The sequence below is a fragment of the Nostoc sp. KVJ3 genome (genome assembly GCF_026127265.1).
GTDB lineage: Bacteria > Cyanobacteriota > Cyanobacteriia > Cyanobacteriales > Nostocaceae > Nostoc.
In genome coordinates this window covers 2,986,805-3,006,895 of the sequence record NZ_WWFG01000002.1, presented here as the reverse complement: position 1 = coordinate 3,006,895, position 20,091 = coordinate 2,986,805, and the positions used below count along the sequence as shown (strand labels likewise).

Genomic DNA, 20,091 nt, shown 5'->3' with positions numbered 1-20,091 from the left:
TTTAGCTGCTTTATCTTCTTTATATTCAGATAATTAACTAACTTTGACTCAGAATATCCTGTCTGTAAGTATACATAAACCGTAATTTCTCTGGAATCTCAGGAACCCTTCCAGTTATAACCGTAAAAACACTGAATCTATTTTAAGATTTTTGTAAAATTTTGTTTTTATTTTAGTCCTTTGACTAGCTATCCTTTGCTCTGTGTTGCTTTCAATCAAATATAACTAAGCCAGAGCATCAAACCAATTTTGGATTTTGAACTTTTCTGCGGAACGCTACGTTCAGCCGAAGGATTTGAGATTGAAAGAGACTACTGTCTGAGATCGAGGCGGACGATCAACCAAAAATCTAAAATATAAAATTCGTATCTCCTCAGAACTTCCTTTTATAAGCTATAAATCTTAACAATAAGTTTTACTCATTGGAGAAAATAAAGCTAAATTTTGAATGCAATCCAATTATTCAGTAATAAGACTTACGTACTGAAAACCTCAGACCTCCTCTGCGTAGACGCACGCACTAGGGAGTGTTTTCAAAGTCTTAGATCCCCCCAACCCCCCTTAAAAAAGGGGGGCTAAGAATCTCTTAAAGTCCCCTTTTTTAAGGGGGATTTAGGGGGATCTAAAAAATTATGAGGCTAAACGAGTAGTTGGAAAACACGCACTAGCCCCTAACAAACGCCAATTGCTCCACTTAGGTTGGGTATCCCTAAGTGGAGCAATTGGCTTCCCTTATACAGGGGTGTCTTAATAAAGCCCCCTTTTTAAGGAGGTTGGAGGATCTTTTGTGCGTACTAAATAGAATAACTAGGTTGCACTGCTTGAATATTAAGACTATCCAGCCAAACTCTCGACACTCAGAGGAACCATATCGCCATTCCTCGTTAGTCCTAACAACATCGGTTCTTGGGGTTGAATTAGTTGACCTGTGAGTACACAGCGTTCTTCTTGCTGGGCTGTGGCAGCTATGCTAGCTCGAATGTCCGATCGCGAAAACCGAGGCTTCCATTCACCGGATTTTTGCTGGACATAATTCCAAAGAATATCTCGAATCAGGGCTTGATATCCCTGATTCCCAGCAATTTCTTTGAGCTTATCTTTGAGTTCGCGCTCTAGACGGATGCTGGTAACTTCCATATCGGTGGTTGGGGTGCGAGCGATCGTATGCATCACTATTTCTCCTTAAAAGTATAGACAGGATAGTAATACAAGTGTAGTATGTTTAAAGGAATCTTCAATAGGTGAAATTTTCTGTGAAATCTATTTACCCCATCTCTACTTTAATTTTGTGCGCCACCAATTGCCGAGGCAGTTGGGAATCAGCCGCTATGGGAGTGGAGTATTTATTTATGGGCGATGGTAGCCAAAATTATGGGCAAATCACAGAGGGTAATTATGATTTCAGACATCTCAGCATAAGTGGGTTGATTGCAAAACCACAACTAGATGAAGAAAGCGGGGGGTACAGGCAAAGGAATGCTGTACCGATATGAGACCAGAAAATTTTCCGGTCAATTCTAACCCCCGCTTCATCCAAACAGGAAGCGGGGGTTTTTTTATAAGGAGTGAAGCTGTGACGATATCTCCAATGCGCGGCGCGAACGCAATGCAAGTGTTAGAGCAATCTGTGGTGGTGTTTTCTCAAAATTACTTGCCACTGTGTCAGATCAATATTAAACGGGCGATTGTACTGTTAGTAACCAACAAAGCTCAACCGTTAGGTTTGACCACAGAGGGCGGATGGCGAGTTCACTCACCCAACTTGATAATTGATGTGCCAAAACATATTCGCTTAACGATCGCTTCTAATGAGCGGATGTGGAAAGTTCCGCCAGTGAATCGGCGAGAAGTGTTGCGGCGAGATCATCACAGTTGCCAATATTGCGGTACTGGCAAACATCTAACGCTAGATCATGTCATACCGCGTTCTAAAGGCGGTTCTCACACTTGGGATAACGTAGTCGCAGCTTGTGAGAGATGTAACTCCCGTAAAGGCGATCGCACCCTGTTTGAATCTGGTATGCAATTACGTACCAAACCAAAAGCGCCAATTCACCCCGCGATTTCTTTTGCCGAACAGTTTTGGATAGATATGCAAGGAAGCCTGGAATAGCAGGAGAGCATAAGGAATGCTGAAATTAACTTACACTGAAAGCAGTTTTGATTTGGAACGTGTCACTCTGTCGCTAGAAGAATGGGTAGCGCAGCGAGTGATTTTGGCCCTGCGAGTTGGGCAAAGTTTGTGCATTGAACCCAGTACCGCTTCCTTTTTGCTCCCTGTTGATTTGCCAGGGGTAGAAGTGCTTAAAACTGAGGTAAAAAGAGATGACAGAGAAATCATTGCCCTCTGTGCTTGCGATACTCAATATCTGGAAGTCACTCTACAAGGTTCTTGGCTATCAGATAGTTCTAAGGATGTTGTAGGTGTGTTTTTCACCACTATGAGCGATCGCGCTGAGTTCTTTTTGCACAAACTTTGGCAAGAAGCTCAAGCTTGTGCTTCTGTCATGAGTGAATAAACGAAATAGTAGGGTGAGAAATTCTCACCCTTTATTGCGCCATTTGTAGCAATTCGGGAATTGTCACAAATCGGTAGCCTTGCTTTTTGAGTCCACTAATGATTTGTGGCAAAGCTTCTACAGTTCTGTGGCGATCGCCACCACCGTCGTGCATCAAAACAATAGAACCTGGTTTCGCGCCTTTCAAGACATTATTTACAAATGCTTGCGGTTTGGCGTGAGGATCGGTATCAGCTGAAGTTAGCGACCACATAATAACAGCATTTTTCTGGCTTTTCGCATAAGCGGCTAATCCGTTATTTAAAAAGCCTCCAGGAGGACGAAACAGAGCAGTTTTCACCCCTGTAGTTTTGTATATCAAGTCAGATGTGCGATCGATTTCACTTTTAGCTGTGGCTTCATCCATCCGCCGATACCAATGATGCCAAGTATGGTTGCCAATGGCGTGTCCCTCGGCTACCTCTTGCTTTGCTAGATCAGGATTTGCTTGTAAGGCTTGTCCTACCCAAAAGAATGTCACTTTTACATCATTTTGCTTGAGGATATCTAGCATTTGTAAGGTTGTCTTTGGCCAAGGCCCATCATCAATGCTCAGAGCAATAACCTTTTCGTTGGTGCTGAGTGGAACCTTATAAACTGTTTTTCCTTGAAATTTAGCTGGGACTGTAAATGTAGGGTTTTCTACTTTGACTGATGGCGGTAGTTGATCTTTTGCAGGATCTTGAACTTGTGCAGTATGGCTTTTGCTCACTGGCTGGTTTAACCCCGATTGTGGGGAAGTGCCTGGAGCAATACTACAAGCTGTAATCGTAGAGGCGATCGCGACAAAACTAATTATCTTTTGTCGCTTGAGGTAGTTGTCTGTCACGTCAGGCTTTTAAAAAACTCACCCAATCATAAGCTGTAGTTTGACTTTTAAGAGGTGTGAGCAAGTTCAAATCTAAGTGCAGAAGCTTTTTTAGACAATTTCAAAAAAACTTTCTCAAACCCCTTGACACCTCTTGTAGTATTTTGTAGTATATTTGTAGTGAGGCGAAAGACAAAGCTTCTCAAGGGTCAAAGTAATGTTCTACATACAACTCAAACAGAGGCGCTGGCATCAACCAGAGTCTTCAGTCAAGAAAGCCGCTTCTACTTGTAAAACATCTGAAGTAGAGGCAATCAACCAAAAAAGTTTTAAGTTTGCACTCAGCAAAACCACAGAATACACCCGTAATACACAACAGGCTTGCTACCTAGATTTGCGGTTGTTTTCCTAACAGTTTCTAACAGTAAAAAGTAAACTTTCTGAACCTTGAAAATTGAATAAGAAATGGGCAAGTTCACCAAAATTCTGTGCCTAAAAACCTAAAAGTTTAGGCACAGATTCAAACATGGGGGTATAGCTCAAATGGCTAGAGCGATCGCCTGTCGAGCGATAGGTTGCGAGTTCGATTCTCGTTACTCCCGTGCAGCCTTGTGGACGACTAGAGAAGTCGCTGTGCCTCTCAAACACAGAGAAGCGGGTGCAATTCCCGTCGAGGCTCCCAAATGGTCAGGTAGCCAAGTGGTTGAAGGCGTTGGTCTGCAAAACCGATTAGCGCGGGTTCAAATCCCGCCCTGACCTCTGGTGCGATCGCAGTGTAGCTTAATGGTAAAGCCCCTGGCTCATAACCTGGTATATGCGGGTTCAAGTCCCGCCACTGCCACCAAATGCAGGGATGGTGTAACGGCAACACCTCGTGACTCCAAATCCGATGTTCTAGGTTCAAATCCTAGTCCCTGTGTCAGACAATTTTGGATTTTAGGTTTTAAATTTTTTAATCTAAAATTCTGCAAATTATGCCCTCGTGGACGAATGGTTAAGTCAGTGTTCTTTCAAAACACAGATGCGAGTTCAATTCTCGTCGAGGGAATGATTTATGGGTCGGTGGCCGAGTCTGGCTGAAGGCGACAGTCTGTAAAACTGTTCTTTTTTGCGCGCAGGTTCAAATCCTGCTCGACCCACTATGGAGAGGTGGCTGAGTGGCTCAAAGCGTCCTCCTGCTAAGAGGAAACGGGTAATTAATACCCGTCGCAGGTTCAAATCCTGTTCTCTCCGTTTTGAGAGTGTGGTGTAACTGGATAACATCTCAGTCTACGAAACTGAAGACGTGAGGGTTCAAATCCCTCCACTCTCGCTCTTTAGATGATCTCTTCTTCTATCCCTCGGTAGCTCAGTTGGTAGTTAGCGCCTGTTTGAAAAACAGGAGGTCGTCGGTTCGATTCCGACCTGGGGGGCTTCGTTGCCTCATAGCTCAATGGTAGAGCAAGCGGCTGTTAACCGCGCGGTTGTAGGTTCGAGTCCTACTGAGGCAGCCATTCATTGCCGGGTGGACGAATTGGTAAGTCGCATCGCTCTGAACGATGAGGTTGCAGGTTCAAACCCTGCCCTGGCAATAAAGCCCTGTGGTGTAATTGGCAACATAACGCCCTTTGAAGGCGAAGATTCCAGGTTCGACCCCTGGTGGGGCTGCCAAACTTTGCTCTTGTAGCCCAACTGGAAGAGGCTGCCGTCTCAAAAACGGTATGTTGTGGGTTCAATTCCCACCAAGAGTACCAAAACTTGCTCCTGTAGCCCAATTGGAAGAGGTGGCAGACTTAAAATCTGTTTGGTTGTGGGTTCGACTCCCACCAGGAGTACCAACGGGATGTAATTCAGTGGCCAGAAGCCATGCTTTGGGAGCATGGAGTCGCAGGTTCGAGTCCTGCCATCCCGATATGCCCCTGTGACGGAACTGGCATACGTGCTGGAATCAGAGTCCAGATTTTGGAGGTTCAAATCCTGTCAGGGGTACTAATGCTCTCGTGGCGGAACGGAAGACGCACGCTTACCGAGGATCTAGTTTTTTGCAGGTTCAAATCCTGTCGGGAGTACCAAAATATCTGGGGTAGCGCAGGACTTTCGTGAACTCCAGGTCGCAGGTACAAATCCCTGTCACTCAGATTTCGCCCTTGTAGCCCAACGGAAGAGGCGCTTCGCTTAGAACGAAGAGGTTACTGGTTCAAATCCAGTCAGGGGTATTTGGTGAATATGCGGGGATAGAGCAACGGTGGCTCGTCAGGCTCATAACCTGAACATCAGCAGGTTCGACTCCTGCCCCCATCACCAAGATTAGTGCTGGTGTAGCTCAATTGGCAGAGCAACTGACTTGTAATCAGTAGGTTGCAGGTTCAATTCCTGTCACCAGCTTGACTAGAAATTAGTGAGACAATTTGTAACTAGGAAATCCTATGAAAAAGTATGAAACGAATTGCGATCGCTCAAGACACCCTCAAAATTCTCGAAGCCGGTCACTACTTCTCTCCTGAAGGTAAGCAAATTAATATTGGCCGAGAATTAGTATCCTGTATTGCTGGGACGGAATACTACGAGCCGGAAACTCTTTCAGCGATCGCCCGAAATATTCTCTCAGGTAATTCTCAATTTGCAAAGACTGAATTTACAGTGAGAAATGAGACAACACTTATGGGAGCCGAACGCACAGCGCGATGTCTACGACGGGCTACGCCTACGCAGAAATTTGAAAGAATTGGAGTTCTCAATTTTGCTTCTGCTAAAAATCCTGGTGGTGGATTTATCAAAGGCGCTCATGCTCAAGAAGAAAGCTTAACACGCAGTTCTGCACTGTACAAAAGCTTGTTGAAATGTCGCGAATACTACGATTTTCATCGCGCTCATAAATCCTTGCTCTACTCAGATCGCATCATTTACTCTCCTGGTTGTCCAGTATTCCGAAAAGATGATGGCACTCTGCTCGAAGAAGCTTATTTGGTCGATTTTATTACGACTTCCGCTCCTAATGCTGGTCAAATTTGGAGAAAAGAGCCTGAAAGTGTAGAAAAAATCAGAGAAATCTTGTATAAACGCGGTGAAAAATTATTATCTCTGGCTGCTTCTAAAGGTTGCGATGCCTTAATTTTAGGAGCTTGGGGATGCGGTGTTTTTAGGAACGATCCATCAATGGTTGCTCAGATGTTTGCAGACTTCTTATTAGCGAATGGTCAATTTTGGGGTAAATTTAAAAGCGTTCTATTTTCGGTTCTCGATTCGAGCAAAGAAAGCAGGATTTTCGCAGAATTTCAAAAGCGATTTCCCTCGAATTCATAAAGATTTTTCCTAACGAATAGCAACCTCTAAAAATAATATTGGATTTTAAATAGTGCGGATATGGTGTAAAGGTAGCATTCGAGTCTTCCAAACTCTAGGCACGAGTTCAAGTCTCGTTATCCGCTTTAAAAACTTGCGGGTGTGATGTAATCGGTAGCATCTGAGTACGCCATACTCAGTGCGTGAGTTCAAGTCTCGCCACTCGCTTGCGTAGTCCTGTAGCTCAATTGGTAGAGTGTCTTCCTTACAAGAAGAATGTTGCGGGTTCGATTCCTGCCAGGACTACCAAATCTTGGGAGTGTAGCTCAATTGAATAGAGCTTCAAGTTTCTACCTTGAAAGTTGTGGGTTTAAGTCCTACCACTCCCGCCTAATGGGTCTGTAGCTTAATTGGTAAAGCGTCTAACTGGCTGTTAGAAGGTTGTCGGTTCGATTCCGACCAGTATCCACCAAATATGGGGTCATAGCTCAAATGGATAGAGCGCCTGCCTTGCAAGCAGGAGGTTATGGGTTCAATTCCTATTGATTCCACTGATGGTATCTGAAGCCAAAGTGGTCGAGGCGCTGGTTTGTGGAACCAGTCATAGCGGGTTCAAGTCCCGTCAGACGCCCCTCAATGGAAGATGCCGCTGAATGGACGGCAACTGGTCTTGAAAACCAGGGTATGGGCAACTGTAGGGGTTCGATTCCTCCATCTTCCTCTTTTTCCACCTGGAGCCGAAAAGCGAGGCGCTGTGCTGATAACACAGAAATAGGAGGGGCAGTACCTCCCTGGTGGATTTATATCTAGTGTTGGTGTTACAAGGCTTGCGATGTAATACGATCGCACCAACTCATTCTTTAAATTAACTAGGGTGGTTGGCATACCGGCTGTGCAGCGAGCTTTTAACTCGCAGAAATAGGTTCGACCCCTATACCACCCACTAAAGAATTAAAAATTTAAAATTAAGAATTAAAAATTAAGAAATGCAATTTTAGCTAGACTTTTGGCAATTGCTAATATGCAATTTGAATGCACGTTGGGTTATGGATAGGAACTAGCGATCGCTAGTTGAGCATGTTGCAATAATATGTCTTTATCCAGAGCATTTACGGGATATTGCGGTGTTATTGCCAGTAGTTTATCAATTCTTTCTCTGGCTGCTTCCACTACTGATTCGTCTAAACTACCCTTGCTGAGGGATTGGACGAAATCTTCAGCAATCTGATAAGTTCTTTCAAGAGATGATGAATTGATATTGCGTGAGACAATAAACAGGTCGCAACCTGCATGAAGCGATCGCGCTACAGTACCAGCTTTCATAAACATATCTGAAATCGCTTTCATATCCAAGTCGTCAGATACAACTACTCCTTTAAAGCCAAGTTCCTCTCTGAGTATGGTTTTGAGGATAGCCTGGGAAAGGGTTGCTGGCACATCAGGATCTATTCTGGGAAATAAGATATGGGCAGTCATAATTAAAGGGATCTGTACTTCAATTAAAGCTCTGAAAGGTATGAGTTCTCGAAGTCGCAGGTCTTCTAAAGTTAAATTTAGTATTGGTAGCTCAATGTGAGAGTCTTTGCTGGTGTCTCCATGACCGGGGAAATGTTTGGCGCATCCCAAAATTCCTGATTCTTGAAGTCCAAGGTAGTAGTCACGGGCATATTTTGTGGCGATTTCGGGAGTGTTACCAAAGGCGCGAGGGCCAATCACAGGATTGTTGGGATGGGAAAAAACATCTGCTACAGGTGCCCAAGATAAGTTGATGCCCAATGATTTTAGTTCTAATGCTGTGGCTTTTGCTACTTCACGGGCGTGCGATCGCAGCAACAATGCATGAGGAAATCGCGTAATCGGTAATGGTGTGCGAATGACACGGCCTCCTTCATGATCCAGAGTTATAAACATCGAATCACGTTCAGCGTATTCTCGTATCTGGCTGTTTAAATCCTTGAAGCTTTCTAGCCAAACTTGATATGAAGTGCCATCCAAAAAGTTTTTAGCAAAAAATATCACCCCAATCGGCTTTAATTCACTGAGGGCGCGTTTATCATCATCGCTTAATGTCGTACCAGAAATCCCTAGAATCAGGTGATGTCCAAAGCGTTTTAGCTCCTGCGATCCACTCATAATTTTTTACCTAACTGAGTTTTTTAATAGCAGTCTATAACCATTACAATAGATATTTTCTCAGATTAGATACACAGATTTGAAAAGAAATCAACTACTTTTGATATTAGATATTTTAAGTCAAAGGAATTACTTTGATTTCCTGAAATTTACTACACGTAAATTTAGATAAAATATTCGCCAAAACCTATTGTTAACAAGGGTATTGGTAATTTTGTTAGGTAGGTGTGCTAAGGTAAAATTCCCTTGGGCAAAAGTTTTTTGGGGAAGCGATCGCACAACAACTGCCAAATGTAACGGATTGCAACGTATAATGAGAACGATAAAACCATTAAGAAATATTGAAGGGCATTAAGGTTAAATGCGAGTAGCGATCGCGGGTGCTGGTCTAGCAGGACTTTCCTGCGCGAAATATCTCACGGACGCAGGTCATACTCCCATTGTCTTGGAAAGCCGGGACGTACTGGGTGGTCTGGTTGCGGCGTGGAAAGACTCTGACGGCGACTGGTACGAAACCGGTTTACACGCCTTCTTTGGGGCATATCCGAATATGCTCCAATTGCTCAAGGAGTTGGGCATTGAAGATAGACTCCAGTGGAAAGAGCATACACTCATTTTCAATCAACCAGACAAACCTGGGACACTCTCACGTTTTGATGTTCCAGATATTCCATCGCCTTTCAACGTCATTGCATCGATTCTCCGCAACAAAGACATGTTGACTTGGGAGCAAAAGATTCGATTTGCAGTTGGACTACTTCCCGCAGTGGTTCGGGGTCAAAAGTATGTTGAAGAGATGGATAAATACAGCTTCTTAGATTGGTTAAAAAGGCAAGGTGTAGACGAGCGGGTAACAAGTGACGTTTTTATCGCCGCATGTAAAGCCCTCACCTTTATCAATCCTGATGAAGTTTCAGCAACGATTCTCTTAACTGCACTGAATCGCTTTCTGCAAGAACGATATGGCTCAAAGATTGCATTTTTGGATGGTTCTCCCACAGAACGTCTATGCAGCCCCATCGTAGATTACATCACAGAACGCGGTGGAGAGGTGCGGTTAAATGCCCCTTTGAAAGAAATTTTACTCAACGCCGATGGCACGGTGAAGGGATACTTGATTAGAGGGTTAAATGGCGCAGAAGATGAAGTTGTGACGGCTGATGCCTATGTATCTGCCATTTCAGTTGACCCTTTGAAAGTCATGTTACCTAAACCTTGGAAGCTGATGGAGTTTTTTCAAAAGCTAGAAGGTTTGGAAGGAGTACCAGTGATTAACCTGCATCTGTGGTTTGATCGGAAACTTACAGAAATTGATCACCTACTTTTTTCGCGATCGCCCCTCCTAAGCGTTTATGCTGATATGAGCAATACCTGCCGTGAATACGCCAACCCCAATCGCTCAATGCTGGAATTAGTTCTAGCTCCGGCAAAAGATTGGATTGCCAAATCCGATGAGGAGATTGTCACTGCAACGCTTGCTGAGTTGGAAAAACTTTTCCCAGACCACTTTGGGGGAGACAATCCAGCAACATTGCTGAAATCTCATGTGGTGAAAACGCCGCGTTCAGTTTACAAAGCGACCCCTGGTCGTCAACAGTACCGTCCCGCACAAGTTACGCCCATTGCCAACTTCTATCTCGCCGGAAGTTATACTATGCAACGCTACTTAGGCAGTATGGAAGGTGCCGTACTTTCTGGTAAGCTGACAGCGCAGGCAATTTCTGAGGCTCTCCCGGTAGCAAATTCCTCAAACCTGCAAACGCTCACCCGACCGCCCGCAACGAATGCTGCAACTGCCTGATTCCCCCACGCGCATGAAAACGCTGGTCTCTGTAGACGAGTCATACAAACTTTGCCGACATCTCACAGCAAAGTATGCCAAGACTTTTTACCTGGGTACTTTGCTCATGAGTCCGGTAAAACGTCAATCTATTTGGTCAATTTACGCTTGGTGTCGCCGTACAGATGAATTGGTGGATGGGCCCGCATCTGCTATTACCACGCCAGAAACCCTAGACCTATGGGAACAGCAGCTGGAATCGATTTTTGCGGGACAACCATTAGAAAATTACGATGTCGCTTTAGCTGATACCCTCCAGCGCTTTCCGATGGACATTCAGCCCTTTCGGGATATGATTGCCGGTCAGCGTATGGACTTATATCGCAGTCGTTATGAAACCTTTGAGGACTTATACCTCTACTGTTACCGCGTTGCTGGCACTGTTGGCTTAATGTCAACAGCAGTTATGGGTATGGATAGCACCATATTTACGGCTCCGTGGCATCAGAACAAACAACCATATCTTCCCACAAAAGAAGCGATCGCTCTAGGAATTGCCAATCAACTCACCAACATCCTGCGGGATGTGGGAGAAGATGCCAAAAGGGGGCGAATCTACATTCCCCTTGAGGACTTGGAAAAATTCAACTACACCGAGCAAGATTTCTTCAAAGGGGTGGTAGATGATCGTTGGCGGGCATTGATGCGCTTTCAAATTGAACGGGCTCGCCAATTTTATACCATCTCAGACCAGGGAATTACTTATTTAGCATCCGATGCCCGTTGGCCAGTGTGGGCAGCATCAATGCTGTACGGCCAAATTTTGGAGGTCATTGAACGGAACGATTATGATGTGTTCAGTAAACGGGCTTTCGTTCCCCAGTGGAAAAAGTTACGCACCTTACCCTTAGCTTGGATGCGATCGCAAGTTCTTTGAATTTGTCATTAGTCGTTAGTCATTAGCAAATAACTAACGACCAATGATTAATACCCAATGCCCAATTAAAAATAACTATTGACTCTTCCCAACGAGTCTGGTAACATTGATATTCGTGAGTCATGGAGAGGTGGCTGAGTGGTCGAAAGCGGCAGATTGCTAATCTGTTGTACGGCAGGCAACTCCGTACCGAGGGTTCGAATCCCTCCCTCTCCGTTTTCCAGCTTTTAGTACACGGAATTATATTCTGTGTACTAAAGTAAAAAATAATATAAGCTTAAACACTTCTACCCCCAAAGATGGATGATATGATTTATCCTTTGGAGTCTTGGTAAGATCCAACTAACTTACAAACTTAGTTTGAATCTTAATTTTAGGCTCCTAAATGTTTGAGGAGTGAAAGTGATTTATGAAAAAAATTAGCGCCGCCTTAACCTTCAGTTTAGCTACCATCGCAACTGGGTTTTTAGTTGGGGCTTGTGGTGATACCAGTACCCCCAATGTTACAGCTACCAACGGAAGTTCCGCTACCCCAGCAGCAAACTCAACTACAACAAGCAGTGCTAAAGGGCTAAAAATTGGTTCCCTGCTACCGACGACAGGGGATTTGGCCTCTGTCGGACAGCAGATGTTAGGTTCTGTCCCTTTACTCGTCGATACAGTCAACGGTTGTGGTGGGGTGAATGGCGAACCAGTTACCTTGGTGCAAGTAGACGACCAAACCGATCCGAAAGCTGGTGCTGCCGGTATGACCAAACTAGCAACTTTAGATAAAGTAGCAGGTGTAGTTGGTTCCTTTGCTAGTAGCGTTTCTAGTGCAGCAGTCTCCATTGCTACGCCGAATAAAGTCATGCTGGTTTCCCCCGGTAGTACCAGTCCCGTGTTTACTGAGAAGGCACAAAAAGGCGACTTTAAAGGCTTTTGGGCGCGTACTGCTCCCCCTGATACTTACCAAGCACTAGCATTGGCTCAACTTGCCAGAAAAAAAGGTTTCAAGCGAGTTTCTACAGTCGTGATTAATAACGACTATGGCGTTGGCTTTGAAAAAGCATTTGTGCAAACTTTTGAAAAATTGGGTGGAACCATCGTTAATAAAGATAAGCCTGTCCGCTACGACCCAAAAGCGCAGACATTTGATACAGAAGCGGCGGCTGCTTTTGCTGGTAAACCAGATGCAGTCCTGGCTGTACTTTACGCTGAAACTGGCAGTCTGTTCTTGAAAGCTGCCTATCAGCAAGGTGTATCTAAGGGAGTGCAAATTCTACTTACAGATGGCGTGAAATCACCGACTTTTCCAGAACAAGTTGGCAAAGGCAGTGATGGTAAATATATTTTAACTGGAGCGATCGGTACAGTACCCGGTTCCGATGGCAAAGCACTAGAAGCTTTCAACAAACTGTGGAAGGATAAAAAGGGTAGTGAACCAGGAGAATATGCTCCTCAAGCTTGGGATGCAGCTGCGTTGTTGACATTGGCAGCACAAGCTGCTAAAGAAAATACAGGTGTTGGTATAGCCAGCAAAATCCGTGAAGTCGCCGATGGCCCTGGCACAGAAGTTACCGATGTCTGCGAGGGACTGAAGTTGCTTAAAGATGGTAAAAAGATTAACTACCAGGGAGCTAGCGGCAACGTAGATGTTGATGCTAACGGCGATGTCATCGGTGTATATGACGTTTGGACAGTAGGGGACGATGGCAAAATCAAGGTAATTGACAAAGTTACCCCCAAGTAGAAAGTTAGGAGTTATGAATAAAATACAGACGCGATTAATCGCGTCTCTACTCATAACTCCTGTACAGACGCGATTAATCGCGTCTCTTATAACCCAGTGAAGTTGTAACCAACTCCTAACAACAAGCCCACATCAGTTTGATCAAAAAATCCCGCATTCACAGAGGCGGTTGCTGTGAATTGAGCATTTAGAGGCACATCAATGCCAGCAGATGCCAAAAAAGCAAATTGCGAATTATCACCAGTTTTGTAAGCTGCACCAACTCCGATGTAAGGTGCGATCGCTAAAGGTTCGCGAAAAGCATCTGCTGACTTGAAGGTAAAATCGTATGTGATGGGAAGTAAAATTGTGGTGTTGTCACCAAACACAGCAGAAGGCCGCACCGATATAGAATTTGTCAATCCGACTTTACTAACTACCGCTAAGTTACCATCGCCTAAAGACGAGTTACCATCACCACTCAAACCAACATTACCAGCAATACCAATGTAGCTACTGCCACCACGAGTAGTTCTACCTAAATCAATATCCGATTGCGCCACTTTGGTAGCCGATGGTTCAGAAGTAGTTTGAGAAGTTGGTTGTACAAACTCAGAAGTAAGGGTCGCAGATGAGGTTGCCACTGTGCCTGGAATGGGTGTAGATGTTGCACCGGCATTTTCCTGTATTACAGGGTTTTGGGGCTGCTGTACCTTAGCTAAATTTGTTGCTGTAAATGTTTCAGTTGTTTCTGTAGAGAGCTTTTGGCTTACAGCGTCTAGTTCTGTACTAGACTCTTTGGGAGACGCTACTGTTGCGGAAGGATCGGTTAATGCCTGACTGCTTAACTTGTCCACTGTCTGGGCACTTGCTGATAAGCCGCTACTCAGGACTGCAAGAGCAGCTATACTTGGCAACCACAAAACACCTTTACGAAGAAAAATAGTATTCACATTCACTCCTAAAACAACATTGCACGAAAAATAAAGGGTTTTGTCGATTTAAGTCAACAAATTCGGGCAATACTCAAAATTTAACACCAAAAAATCGGTTTTTGCTTCCTAACTTTGGTGGATTTATCTATAGTCCTAACGCGCTTAAAATTTTGTAGCGTGTGTTAATCTACGACGTAACACACGCTACAAAATTAGGTCTTTAGGAATTGTGTAAACACTATAATACAAAGGAAGGGGAGAATTCTAGGCAGCGACAACTAGACGATAAGAGCTTCCTGGGTGGGGTATGGTGGGTAAGATTTGCACTTTGTAACGAAAACAGTTGATTGTGAAGTGATATTACGAAGCTTGCAAAAATATTTAGAAATTGTCTAGAAGGCAAACATAGTTCTAAGGTAGAACCTATTAGGAGAGACTTGAGGCAAATGTGATGAGCGGAAATAATATTCAAAAGTATCGGTTTGTCTGTACCCTGACTTTCGGTGATATCTACGGTCAAATAATTGTTTGGTTGATTACAATTACCCTAAGTTTGGCATCAGCCTTGGCGCTGATGGGTGCCAAGCGACCCGTATACGCTTTAGCAACAGCGGGTCTGGTTGTTTTGCTATCGCTACCTTTCTTGTTGTTTGCCTTTGTCACTACCTTGTTAAATCATATTGAAGTCAGTCCTGTAGGGCCGGGAACCAAAATGGAACCCATACCAGGTAATGTGTCTCAACAACAACCTGTACAAGCAACTAGCTAAAAAGTTAGGAGTAGAGACGCGATTAATCGCGTCTACAGGAGTTAGGAGTGAAGACCTAACTTTTCATTTTTAAAATTTCACTCCTAATTTCAAAATTTGTAATAACATCCCTGTCTATAGGCAGGGAATTTTTTTGTAAAGATGCCACGGCAACCGCAGCAACGCACTGTCTGATTAATCCCCTCTCTACAATAGAACAGCAAGGGTTTGCAATTAGGGGCTAATTATGCTGGAACATGATGTGATTATTGTTGGGGGTGGATTGGCGGGATGTCGGGCGGCTGTGGAAATTGCCCGCACTGACCCTAGTTTAAATATTGCTGTAGTTGCCAAAACCCATCCAATTCGATCGCACTCGGTAGCGGCTCAAGGTGGTATGGCTGCGTCGCTAAAAAATGTTGATTCACAAGATAGTTGGGAAGCACATGCTTTTGATACTGTCAAGGGGTCTGATTATTTGGCAGACCAAGATGCTGTGGCAATTCTCACCCAAGAAGCGCCAGATGTGGTTATTGATTTGGAACATCTAGGCGTTTTGTTCTCTCGTTTACCCGATGGGCGCATTGCTCAACGAGCTTTTGGCGGACATTCCCACAACCGTACTTGCTACGCAGCTGATAAAACTGGTCACGCAATTTTGCACGAATTGGTTAACAATTTGCGGCGTTATGGGGTGCAGGTTTATGAAGAATGGTATGTGATGCGTCTCATTTTGGAAGAAAATGAGGCGAAGGGTGTGGTAATGTTTCATCTTTTAGATGGACATATAGAGGTAGTGCGGGCCAAAGCGGTGATGTTTGCTACAGGGGGCTATGGTCGCGTTTATAATACCACCTCTAACGATTACGCTTCTTCGGGTGATGGTTTGGCAATGACTGCGATCGCAGGTTTGCCCCTAGAAGATATGGAATTTGTGCAATTTCATCCTACTGGTTTATATCCGGTTGGGGTGCTGATTTCCGAAGCAGTAAGGGGTGAAGGGGCATATCTGATTAACAGTGAAGGCGATCGCTTTATGGCGAATTATGCACCCAGTCGCATGGAACTAGCTCCTCGTGATATTACCTCACGAGCGATCGCTTATGAAATTCGCGCCAATCGTGGTATTCATCTCGATGGTAGTGCTGGTGGCCCCTTTGTCTATCTGGATCTCCGCCATTTGGGGAAAGAAAAAATTATGAGTCGCGTCCCCTTCTGTTGGGAAGAAGCACATCGTTTGGTAGGTGTTGACGCGGTAACTCAACCGATGCCAGTGCGCCCCACAATTCACTATTGTATGGGTGGTATACCAGTTAATACTGATGGGCAAGTCCGCAGCAGTGGTGATGGTTTAGTTGATGCTTTCTTTGCGGCTGGCGAAACATCTTGTGTTTCCGTACATGGTGCTAATCGGTTGGGGAGTAATTCTCTACTGGAGTGTGTAGTTTATGGTAAGCGGACTGGGGCTGCGATCGCAAAATTTGTCCAAAAACGGAAGTTGCCTTCTATAGATGAGCAACGCTATATAACCCAAGCCCAGCAAGAAATTCAATCTTTGCTGGAACAACCAGGACAGTACCGGATTAACCAAGTCCGTCAAGCCTTCCAGGATTGTATGACTGATTACTGCGGCGTTTTCCGCACTGAGGCATTAATGAGTGAAGGGTTACACAAATTAGCAGCAATACAACAGCAATATCCGCAAATTTATTTAGATGATAAGGGAACTTGCTGGAATACAGAACTTGTGGAAGCTTTGGAATTGCGAAGCTTGATGATTGTGGGACAGACGATTTTAGCATCAGCCCTGAATCGTCAAGAAAGTCGTGGCGCACACTTCCGCGAAGATTATTCCGAGCGAGATGATGCTAACTTCCTCAAACACACAATGGCTTACTATTCACCAGCAGGAATTGACATTCAATATCGACCGGTGGCGATTACTATGTTTGAGCCAAAAGAGCGGAAGTATTAGTTAGTGCTTCGGGGGTAGGGTGATATAAAAATTTTTATATCTACCCATCTTATATATATAAGTTTTTGTATATATAAAGCATCGAATTTTAAATCAGTATCAGCATTAGATCTAGCTTACAGTCGATGCCTAATCTAGAACAGGCTCTTGCCTGCGTCAGAGTATGCCAGATGCTCTCAAATGCATATCAGCCTATCCATATATTTCGGTACAATCAGAATACAAAGACAGTGTTTATCCTTGCTGGTGTAACTGAGAGCCTGGAAATTCTGATTTTCTCAGATGGTCAATGGAAGTTTAATAATGATGAAGCCTGACTTTAGGAAAATGAGCCGTCAAGAGCTAAGAGGCTACGTTTTGGCTCATAGAGAGGATGATGATGCCATTGAAGCTTTGATTAAACGCGGAAATCCTCATACTCCAAAATATCCATTTCCTCAGACTGAAGAGGATTTCAGAGAAATGGAAGAGATACTTAAGAGAAAACTGGGTAGCAGACCGGAAGCGTTATAAAACGTCTTCGTTATAGTAAGAGACTTTAATTAAGTTGGTCGGCGAAATTAAAGCTAGCTGGCGAACGCGAACAGCTTCGACTCTTTAATTTGATGTTGTTAACGACTACGAAATTTGGCGTTAGACGATTAGAAGTTGCGGGCAGATGTAGTAACCTAGTGATGTAAAATCCTGAAGGGAGAAAAAGGTGATTAACAGAGTCTGAATAGAATGGTACAGGATAGGAAGTCAACGGTTATAATCACAGGTGCCTCTTCAGGGGTTGGTTTGTACGCTGCCAAGGCTCTTGCTGAAAGGGGATGGTACGTAGTGATGGCCTGTAGGGATATAGCGAAGGCTCAACTTGCAGCCCAATCTGTGGGAATCCCGCACCAGGGCAGCTACACTATCATGCATATCGATCTTGGCTCTTTAGAAAGCGTTCGGCAATTTGTGAAGAACTTCCGAGCAAGCGGAAACTCCCTAGACGCTTTGGTATGTAACGCTGCAATTTATATGCCCTTAATAAAGGAACCACTGCGAAGCCCAGAAGGATTTGAGTTAAGTGTTGCAACAAATCACCTCGGACATTTCCTTTTGTGCAACTTGATGCTAGAGGATCTGAAGAAGTCATCTTCAGAGCCAAGGCTAGTAATTTTAGGAACTGTCACCCACAATCCAGACGAACTGGGCGGGAAGATTCCACCGCGTCCAGACTTGGGCGATTTACAGGGCTTTGCCGAAGGATTTAAAGAGCCAATCTCAATGATTGACGGTAAGAAATTTGAACCCGTCAAAGCTTACAAGGATAGCAAAGTTTGTAACGTCCTAACCATGCGAGAACTGCATCAGCGCTATCACGAATCAACCGGTATCGTCTTCAACTCTCTCTATCCGGGATGTGTTGCAGAAACACCACTATTTAGAAACCACTATCCCCTATTTCAGAAAATCTTCCCATTATTCCAGAAATACATCACTAAGGGATATGTATCTCAGGAGTTGGCGGGAGAACGGGTTGCAGCAGTGGTTGCCGATCCTGAGTACAATCAATCTGGCGTGTATTGGAGTTGGGGAAATCGTCAGAAGGAAGATGGTAAATCCTTTGTGCAAAAGGTTTCTCCTCAAGCCCGTGATGATGACAAAGGCGATCGCTTATGGCAACTCAGCGCCAAGTTAGTTGGACTTGCTTGAAGCAAGAAGATTTGATATTGAGGTGATTATTATAACGGTTCCCACTCAGATGCGGTACAAAATTACATCGCCAGGTGTAGGAGCAATTCATGAATTGCCCCTACGGGTGTACCTCACGTGAACGAGAACCGCTATAAGTCACCTCTGAATTTATTGATAGCTTTACTTGTGATAAAAAAACAACTTTTACTTTTTCATAATTCCATACAGCAAAAACTTAATTTATCGATAAGCAAAAGCAGAAAAAATTGCATGATAAATTCTGATTTAGAAATCATCAATAGCATGGACGAATACATCCAGAACTTTCTAGAAAAGCCGCATCATGTTTTTGGCAATATGCCCGTTTGCCCCTTCGTCGAAAAAGCACGTCTCCAAAATAATATCCTTTACCAAGTTTATCGCTTTTCATCTCATTATGACCTTAATTTAAATTCACATCTCTTCAAGTTAATCGATGATTTCAGATCGTCGTTAAGCTACCAAGTTATGTTGATCATTCACCCAGATAAACAAGCAATGACATTGGATGAGAGTAAGCAGTTTACAGAAAGTTTAAATAAAATTATTTGTCCTACAGGTTTGATTGCTTTTGCTGGAAATTCTGATGATAGCTTTAACATTCAGGGAGTTTATACAAGACAAGCGCCTTACATACACCTGACTATCCAAACTGACAAAAGTATTAAAATAGCTTCAGAACTATTGCTTAAAACCCGTTATTATCAAAATTGGTCGCCAGAAAATCTCAAATATGTTGGTTTTCCTAGAAACTAGGTAATATCGCATTCTTCCAGAGTCAGTAGGGTGCGTTACACTGTGTTAACGCACCGATGTTAATTCTAAAGAGATGCGAAAAATTATCTAAACATTTCTGATAGAAACTGCTATGTCTTCCCTAAAGGCGCATTCCCAAACCCTATACGAAACTGATTACTTGCAATGGCTAGAAACCACTGTAGAAAAATTGCAAAGTCAGGATTACGCAAACGTGGAGTGGGAGAACCTCATCGACGAAATTGCCGATATGGGAAGAAGTGAGCGCCGGAGTCTCAAGACTAATCTGATTGTAATTCTGATGCATTTGCTCAAATGGCAATTTCAGCCCGACAAAAGAAGCGGTAGCTGGGAAGGAAGCATCATTGAACATCGTAGACGTGTCAAAGAAGCTCTAAATGATTCACCTAGTCTAAAATCGTATCTTGAGATAGTTTTTGCCGAGTGTTATACACAAGCGGTTAAGCAAGCAAAAGCTGAAACTGGCTTGTCAATGGAATCCTTTCCTCTGAACTGTCCATACCAGCTAGCAGAAGTCATAGATGATGAATTTTTACCTCAGTAAGCACTGAGTCAGTCTCTCAATTCCCTACTCTGTTGACTTATACATGGAAAATATGTATAATAGTAGCCGCATAGAAGGGGAGTAGCTGCTGGCTAAAAAAATCAAAAGCCAGTACATCTGAGTCAACATACTGGGCGATAAAGCCCTGGTTCAGATGGCAAATAATCAATATTTGAAAGCGAGACCTTCACTAAGTTCACACCGAAAAGTGTAAACT

Annotated in this window: 19 protein-coding genes and 31 tRNA genes; 46 read left to right on the top strand and 4 right to left on the bottom strand. The window is 43.8% G+C overall.

Going from position 1 to position 20,091, the window contains the following annotated elements:
- Positions 1 to 834 precede the first annotated feature (834 nt).
- On the bottom strand, positions 835 to 1,170 hold the full coding sequence (locus tag GTQ43_RS29065) for a hypothetical protein (RefSeq protein ID WP_094347436.1): 336 nt from the start codon (positions 1,168 to 1,170) through the stop codon (positions 835 to 837).
- 71 nt (positions 1,171 to 1,241) lie between these two features.
- Here GTQ43_RS29065 and GTQ43_RS29060 point away from each other — a divergent pair, with 71 nt between their 5' ends.
- From GTQ43_RS29060 to GTQ43_RS29050, 3 genes are all read left to right on the top strand, one after another.
- Positions 1,242 to 1,493: a hypothetical protein gene (locus tag GTQ43_RS29060; RefSeq protein ID WP_265276108.1), complete on the top strand. Its 252-nt coding sequence runs from the start codon at positions 1,242 to 1,244 to the stop codon at positions 1,491 to 1,493.
- A gap of 113 nt (positions 1,494 to 1,606) precedes the next feature.
- A complete protein-coding gene (locus GTQ43_RS29055; protein ID WP_265276571.1) occupies positions 1,607 to 2,113 on the top strand; it encodes an HNH endonuclease in 507 nt (168 codons plus the stop codon).
- Positions 2,114 to 2,129: 16 nt separating this feature from the next.
- Positions 2,130 to 2,519, top strand: a complete 390-nt coding sequence (locus tag GTQ43_RS29050; protein WP_265276107.1) for an alr0857 family protein — start codon at positions 2,130 to 2,132, stop codon at positions 2,517 to 2,519.
- Positions 2,520 to 2,550: 31 nt separating this feature from the next.
- Here GTQ43_RS29050 and GTQ43_RS29045 read toward each other — a convergent pair whose 3' ends face one another.
- The gene (locus GTQ43_RS29045) at positions 2,551 to 3,387 is read right to left on the bottom strand and encodes a polysaccharide deacetylase family protein (RefSeq protein ID WP_265276106.1); all 837 of its coding nucleotides are present in this window, start codon (positions 3,385 to 3,387) and stop codon (positions 2,551 to 2,553) included.
- A 196-nt stretch (positions 3,388 to 3,583) separates the two neighbouring features.
- On the opposite strand from GTQ43_RS29045, the gene GTQ43_RS29040 reads away from it, so the two are divergent.
- The 32 genes from GTQ43_RS29040 (at position 3,584) to GTQ43_RS28885 (ending at position 7,570) form a co-directional block, all read left to right on the top strand.
- On the top strand, positions 3,584 to 3,778 hold the full coding sequence (locus tag GTQ43_RS29040) for a hypothetical protein (protein WP_265276104.1): 195 nt from the start codon (positions 3,584 to 3,586) through the stop codon (positions 3,776 to 3,778).
- A 116-nt stretch (positions 3,779 to 3,894) separates the two neighbouring features.
- Positions 3,895 to 3,968 (top strand) — tRNA-Asp (locus tag GTQ43_RS29035).
- Positions 3,969 to 3,971: 3 nt separating this feature from the next.
- Positions 3,972 to 4,048 (top strand) — tRNA-Glu (locus GTQ43_RS29030).
- A gap of 3 nt (positions 4,049 to 4,051) precedes the next feature.
- A tRNA-Cys gene (locus GTQ43_RS29025) sits at positions 4,052 to 4,125 on the top strand.
- A gap of 10 nt (positions 4,126 to 4,135) precedes the next feature.
- Positions 4,136 to 4,210 (top strand) — tRNA-Ile (locus tag GTQ43_RS29020).
- Positions 4,211 to 4,213: 3 nt separating this feature from the next.
- Positions 4,214 to 4,285, top strand: a tRNA-Trp gene (locus GTQ43_RS29015).
- A 58-nt stretch (positions 4,286 to 4,343) separates the two neighbouring features.
- Positions 4,344 to 4,414 (top strand) — tRNA-Glu (locus GTQ43_RS29010).
- 8 nt (positions 4,415 to 4,422) lie between these two features.
- A tRNA-Tyr gene (locus tag GTQ43_RS29005) sits at positions 4,423 to 4,505 on the top strand.
- Between the two features lie 4 nt (positions 4,506 to 4,509).
- Positions 4,510 to 4,599, top strand: a tRNA-Ser gene (locus GTQ43_RS29000).
- Between the two features lie 4 nt (positions 4,600 to 4,603).
- Positions 4,604 to 4,678, top strand: a tRNA-Arg gene (locus GTQ43_RS28995).
- 25 nt (positions 4,679 to 4,703) lie between these two features.
- Positions 4,704 to 4,778 (top strand) — tRNA-Phe (locus tag GTQ43_RS28990).
- Positions 4,779 to 4,784: 6 nt separating this feature from the next.
- Positions 4,785 to 4,859, top strand: a tRNA-Asn gene (locus tag GTQ43_RS28985).
- A 5-nt stretch (positions 4,860 to 4,864) separates the two neighbouring features.
- Positions 4,865 to 4,937, top strand: a tRNA-Gln gene (locus tag GTQ43_RS28980).
- Between the two features lie 3 nt (positions 4,938 to 4,940).
- Positions 4,941 to 5,016, top strand: a tRNA-Gln gene (locus tag GTQ43_RS28975).
- A 6-nt stretch (positions 5,017 to 5,022) separates the two neighbouring features.
- Positions 5,023 to 5,099, top strand: a tRNA-Leu gene (locus tag GTQ43_RS28970).
- 6 nt (positions 5,100 to 5,105) lie between these two features.
- Positions 5,106 to 5,183, top strand: a tRNA-Leu gene (locus tag GTQ43_RS28965).
- A gap of 1 nt (position 5,184) precedes the next feature.
- Positions 5,185 to 5,257: transfer RNA gene (locus GTQ43_RS28960), tRNA-Pro, on the top strand.
- 3 nt (positions 5,258 to 5,260) lie between these two features.
- Positions 5,261 to 5,334 (top strand) — tRNA-Leu (locus tag GTQ43_RS28955).
- A 5-nt stretch (positions 5,335 to 5,339) separates the two neighbouring features.
- Positions 5,340 to 5,417: transfer RNA gene (locus tag GTQ43_RS28950), tRNA-OTHER, on the top strand.
- A gap of 71 nt (positions 5,418 to 5,488) precedes the next feature.
- Positions 5,489 to 5,561, top strand: a tRNA-Leu gene (locus GTQ43_RS28945).
- Positions 5,562 to 5,575: 14 nt separating this feature from the next.
- Positions 5,576 to 5,649, top strand: a tRNA-Met gene (locus GTQ43_RS28940).
- Between the two features lie 8 nt (positions 5,650 to 5,657).
- Positions 5,658 to 5,730, top strand: a tRNA-Thr gene (locus GTQ43_RS28935).
- Between the two features lie 51 nt (positions 5,731 to 5,781).
- Positions 5,782 to 6,648, top strand: coding sequence for a TIGR02452 family protein (locus GTQ43_RS28930; protein ID WP_265276103.1), 867 nt, complete (start codon positions 5,782 to 5,784; stop codon positions 6,646 to 6,648).
- Positions 6,649 to 6,702: 54 nt separating this feature from the next.
- A tRNA-Gly gene (locus GTQ43_RS28925) sits at positions 6,703 to 6,773 on the top strand.
- Between the two features lie 10 nt (positions 6,774 to 6,783).
- Positions 6,784 to 6,855, top strand: a tRNA-Gly gene (locus tag GTQ43_RS28920).
- A 5-nt stretch (positions 6,856 to 6,860) separates the two neighbouring features.
- Positions 6,861 to 6,936, top strand: a tRNA-Val gene (locus GTQ43_RS28915).
- Between the two features lie 6 nt (positions 6,937 to 6,942).
- Positions 6,943 to 7,016: transfer RNA gene (locus GTQ43_RS28910), tRNA-Arg, on the top strand.
- A 6-nt stretch (positions 7,017 to 7,022) separates the two neighbouring features.
- Positions 7,023 to 7,099: transfer RNA gene (locus GTQ43_RS28905), tRNA-Ala, on the top strand.
- Between the two features lie 5 nt (positions 7,100 to 7,104).
- Positions 7,105 to 7,178, top strand: a tRNA-Ala gene (locus GTQ43_RS28900).
- A 5-nt stretch (positions 7,179 to 7,183) separates the two neighbouring features.
- Positions 7,184 to 7,259, top strand: a tRNA-His gene (locus tag GTQ43_RS28895).
- A 6-nt stretch (positions 7,260 to 7,265) separates the two neighbouring features.
- A tRNA-OTHER gene (locus tag GTQ43_RS28890) sits at positions 7,266 to 7,348 on the top strand.
- A gap of 151 nt (positions 7,349 to 7,499) precedes the next feature.
- Positions 7,500 to 7,570: transfer RNA gene (locus GTQ43_RS28885), tRNA-Lys, on the top strand.
- Between the two features lie 101 nt (positions 7,571 to 7,671).
- Here GTQ43_RS28885 and nagZ read toward each other — a convergent pair.
- Positions 7,672 to 8,760, bottom strand: a complete 1,089-nt coding sequence (nagZ, locus tag GTQ43_RS28880; RefSeq protein WP_265276102.1) for a beta-N-acetylhexosaminidase — start codon at positions 8,758 to 8,760, stop codon at positions 7,672 to 7,674.
- A gap of 361 nt (positions 8,761 to 9,121) precedes the next feature.
- Between nagZ and pds the strand changes: the two genes are divergently transcribed.
- From pds to GTQ43_RS28860, 4 genes are all read left to right on the top strand, one after another.
- Positions 9,122 to 10,561 (top strand): 15-cis-phytoene desaturase, encoded by a 1,440-nt coding sequence (gene pds, locus GTQ43_RS28875; protein ID WP_265276101.1) that lies wholly within the window; start codon positions 9,122 to 9,124, stop codon positions 10,559 to 10,561.
- Positions 10,545 to 11,477 carry a 15-cis-phytoene synthase CrtB gene (gene crtB / locus GTQ43_RS28870; protein ID WP_265276100.1) on the top strand — a complete coding sequence of 311 codons (933 nt, stop codon included), beginning with the start codon at positions 10,545 to 10,547 and terminating at the stop codon, positions 11,475 to 11,477. Before pds ends, crtB begins: the two co-directional genes overlap by 17 nt.
- 124 nt (positions 11,478 to 11,601) lie before the next feature.
- Positions 11,602 to 11,693 (top strand) — tRNA-Ser (locus GTQ43_RS28865).
- Between the two features lie 193 nt (positions 11,694 to 11,886).
- Entirely contained in the window at positions 11,887 to 13,209 is a 1,323-nt protein-coding gene (locus GTQ43_RS28860) for an ABC transporter substrate-binding protein (RefSeq protein WP_265276099.1), read from the top strand.
- Between the two features lie 86 nt (positions 13,210 to 13,295).
- Here the strand turns inward: GTQ43_RS28860 and GTQ43_RS28855 are convergent, their stop codons facing one another.
- Complete coding sequence (locus GTQ43_RS28855) at positions 13,296 to 14,141, bottom strand: hypothetical protein (protein WP_265276098.1); 846 nt, start codon at positions 14,139 to 14,141, stop codon at positions 13,296 to 13,298.
- 433 nt (positions 14,142 to 14,574) lie between these two features.
- On the opposite strand from GTQ43_RS28855, the gene GTQ43_RS28850 reads away from it, so the two are divergent.
- The 7 genes from GTQ43_RS28850 to GTQ43_RS28820 all read left to right on the top strand — a co-directional run bounded on the left by GTQ43_RS28850 (position 14,575) and on the right by GTQ43_RS28820 (position 19,874).
- Positions 14,575 to 14,892, top strand: coding sequence for a hypothetical protein (locus GTQ43_RS28850; protein WP_265276097.1), 318 nt, complete (start codon positions 14,575 to 14,577; stop codon positions 14,890 to 14,892).
- A gap of 226 nt (positions 14,893 to 15,118) precedes the next feature.
- On the top strand, positions 15,119 to 16,846 hold the full coding sequence (locus tag GTQ43_RS28845) for a succinate dehydrogenase/fumarate reductase flavoprotein subunit (RefSeq protein ID WP_265276096.1): 1,728 nt from the start codon (positions 15,119 to 15,121) through the stop codon (positions 16,844 to 16,846).
- Positions 16,847 to 16,971: 125 nt separating this feature from the next.
- Entirely contained in the window at positions 16,972 to 17,163 is a 192-nt protein-coding gene (locus GTQ43_RS28840) for a DUF6888 family protein (protein ID WP_414859142.1), read from the top strand.
- A complete protein-coding gene (locus tag GTQ43_RS28835; RefSeq protein WP_265276094.1) occupies positions 17,150 to 17,359 on the top strand; it encodes a DUF6887 family protein in 210 nt (69 codons plus the stop codon). The genes GTQ43_RS28840 and GTQ43_RS28835 overlap by 14 nt, the downstream gene beginning before the upstream one ends.
- A 210-nt stretch (positions 17,360 to 17,569) precedes the next feature.
- Positions 17,570 to 18,532, top strand: coding sequence for a protochlorophyllide reductase (locus GTQ43_RS28830; RefSeq protein ID WP_265276093.1), 963 nt, complete (start codon positions 17,570 to 17,572; stop codon positions 18,530 to 18,532).
- A 252-nt stretch (positions 18,533 to 18,784) separates the two neighbouring features.
- Positions 18,785 to 19,309 carry a hypothetical protein gene (locus GTQ43_RS28825; protein ID WP_265276092.1) on the top strand — a complete coding sequence of 175 codons (525 nt, stop codon included), beginning with the start codon at positions 18,785 to 18,787 and terminating at the stop codon, positions 19,307 to 19,309.
- Positions 19,310 to 19,421: 112 nt separating this feature from the next.
- A complete protein-coding gene (locus tag GTQ43_RS28820; protein ID WP_265276091.1) occupies positions 19,422 to 19,874 on the top strand; it encodes a DUF29 domain-containing protein in 453 nt (150 codons plus the stop codon).
- The last annotated feature ends 217 nt before the right edge of the window (positions 19,875 to 20,091 follow it).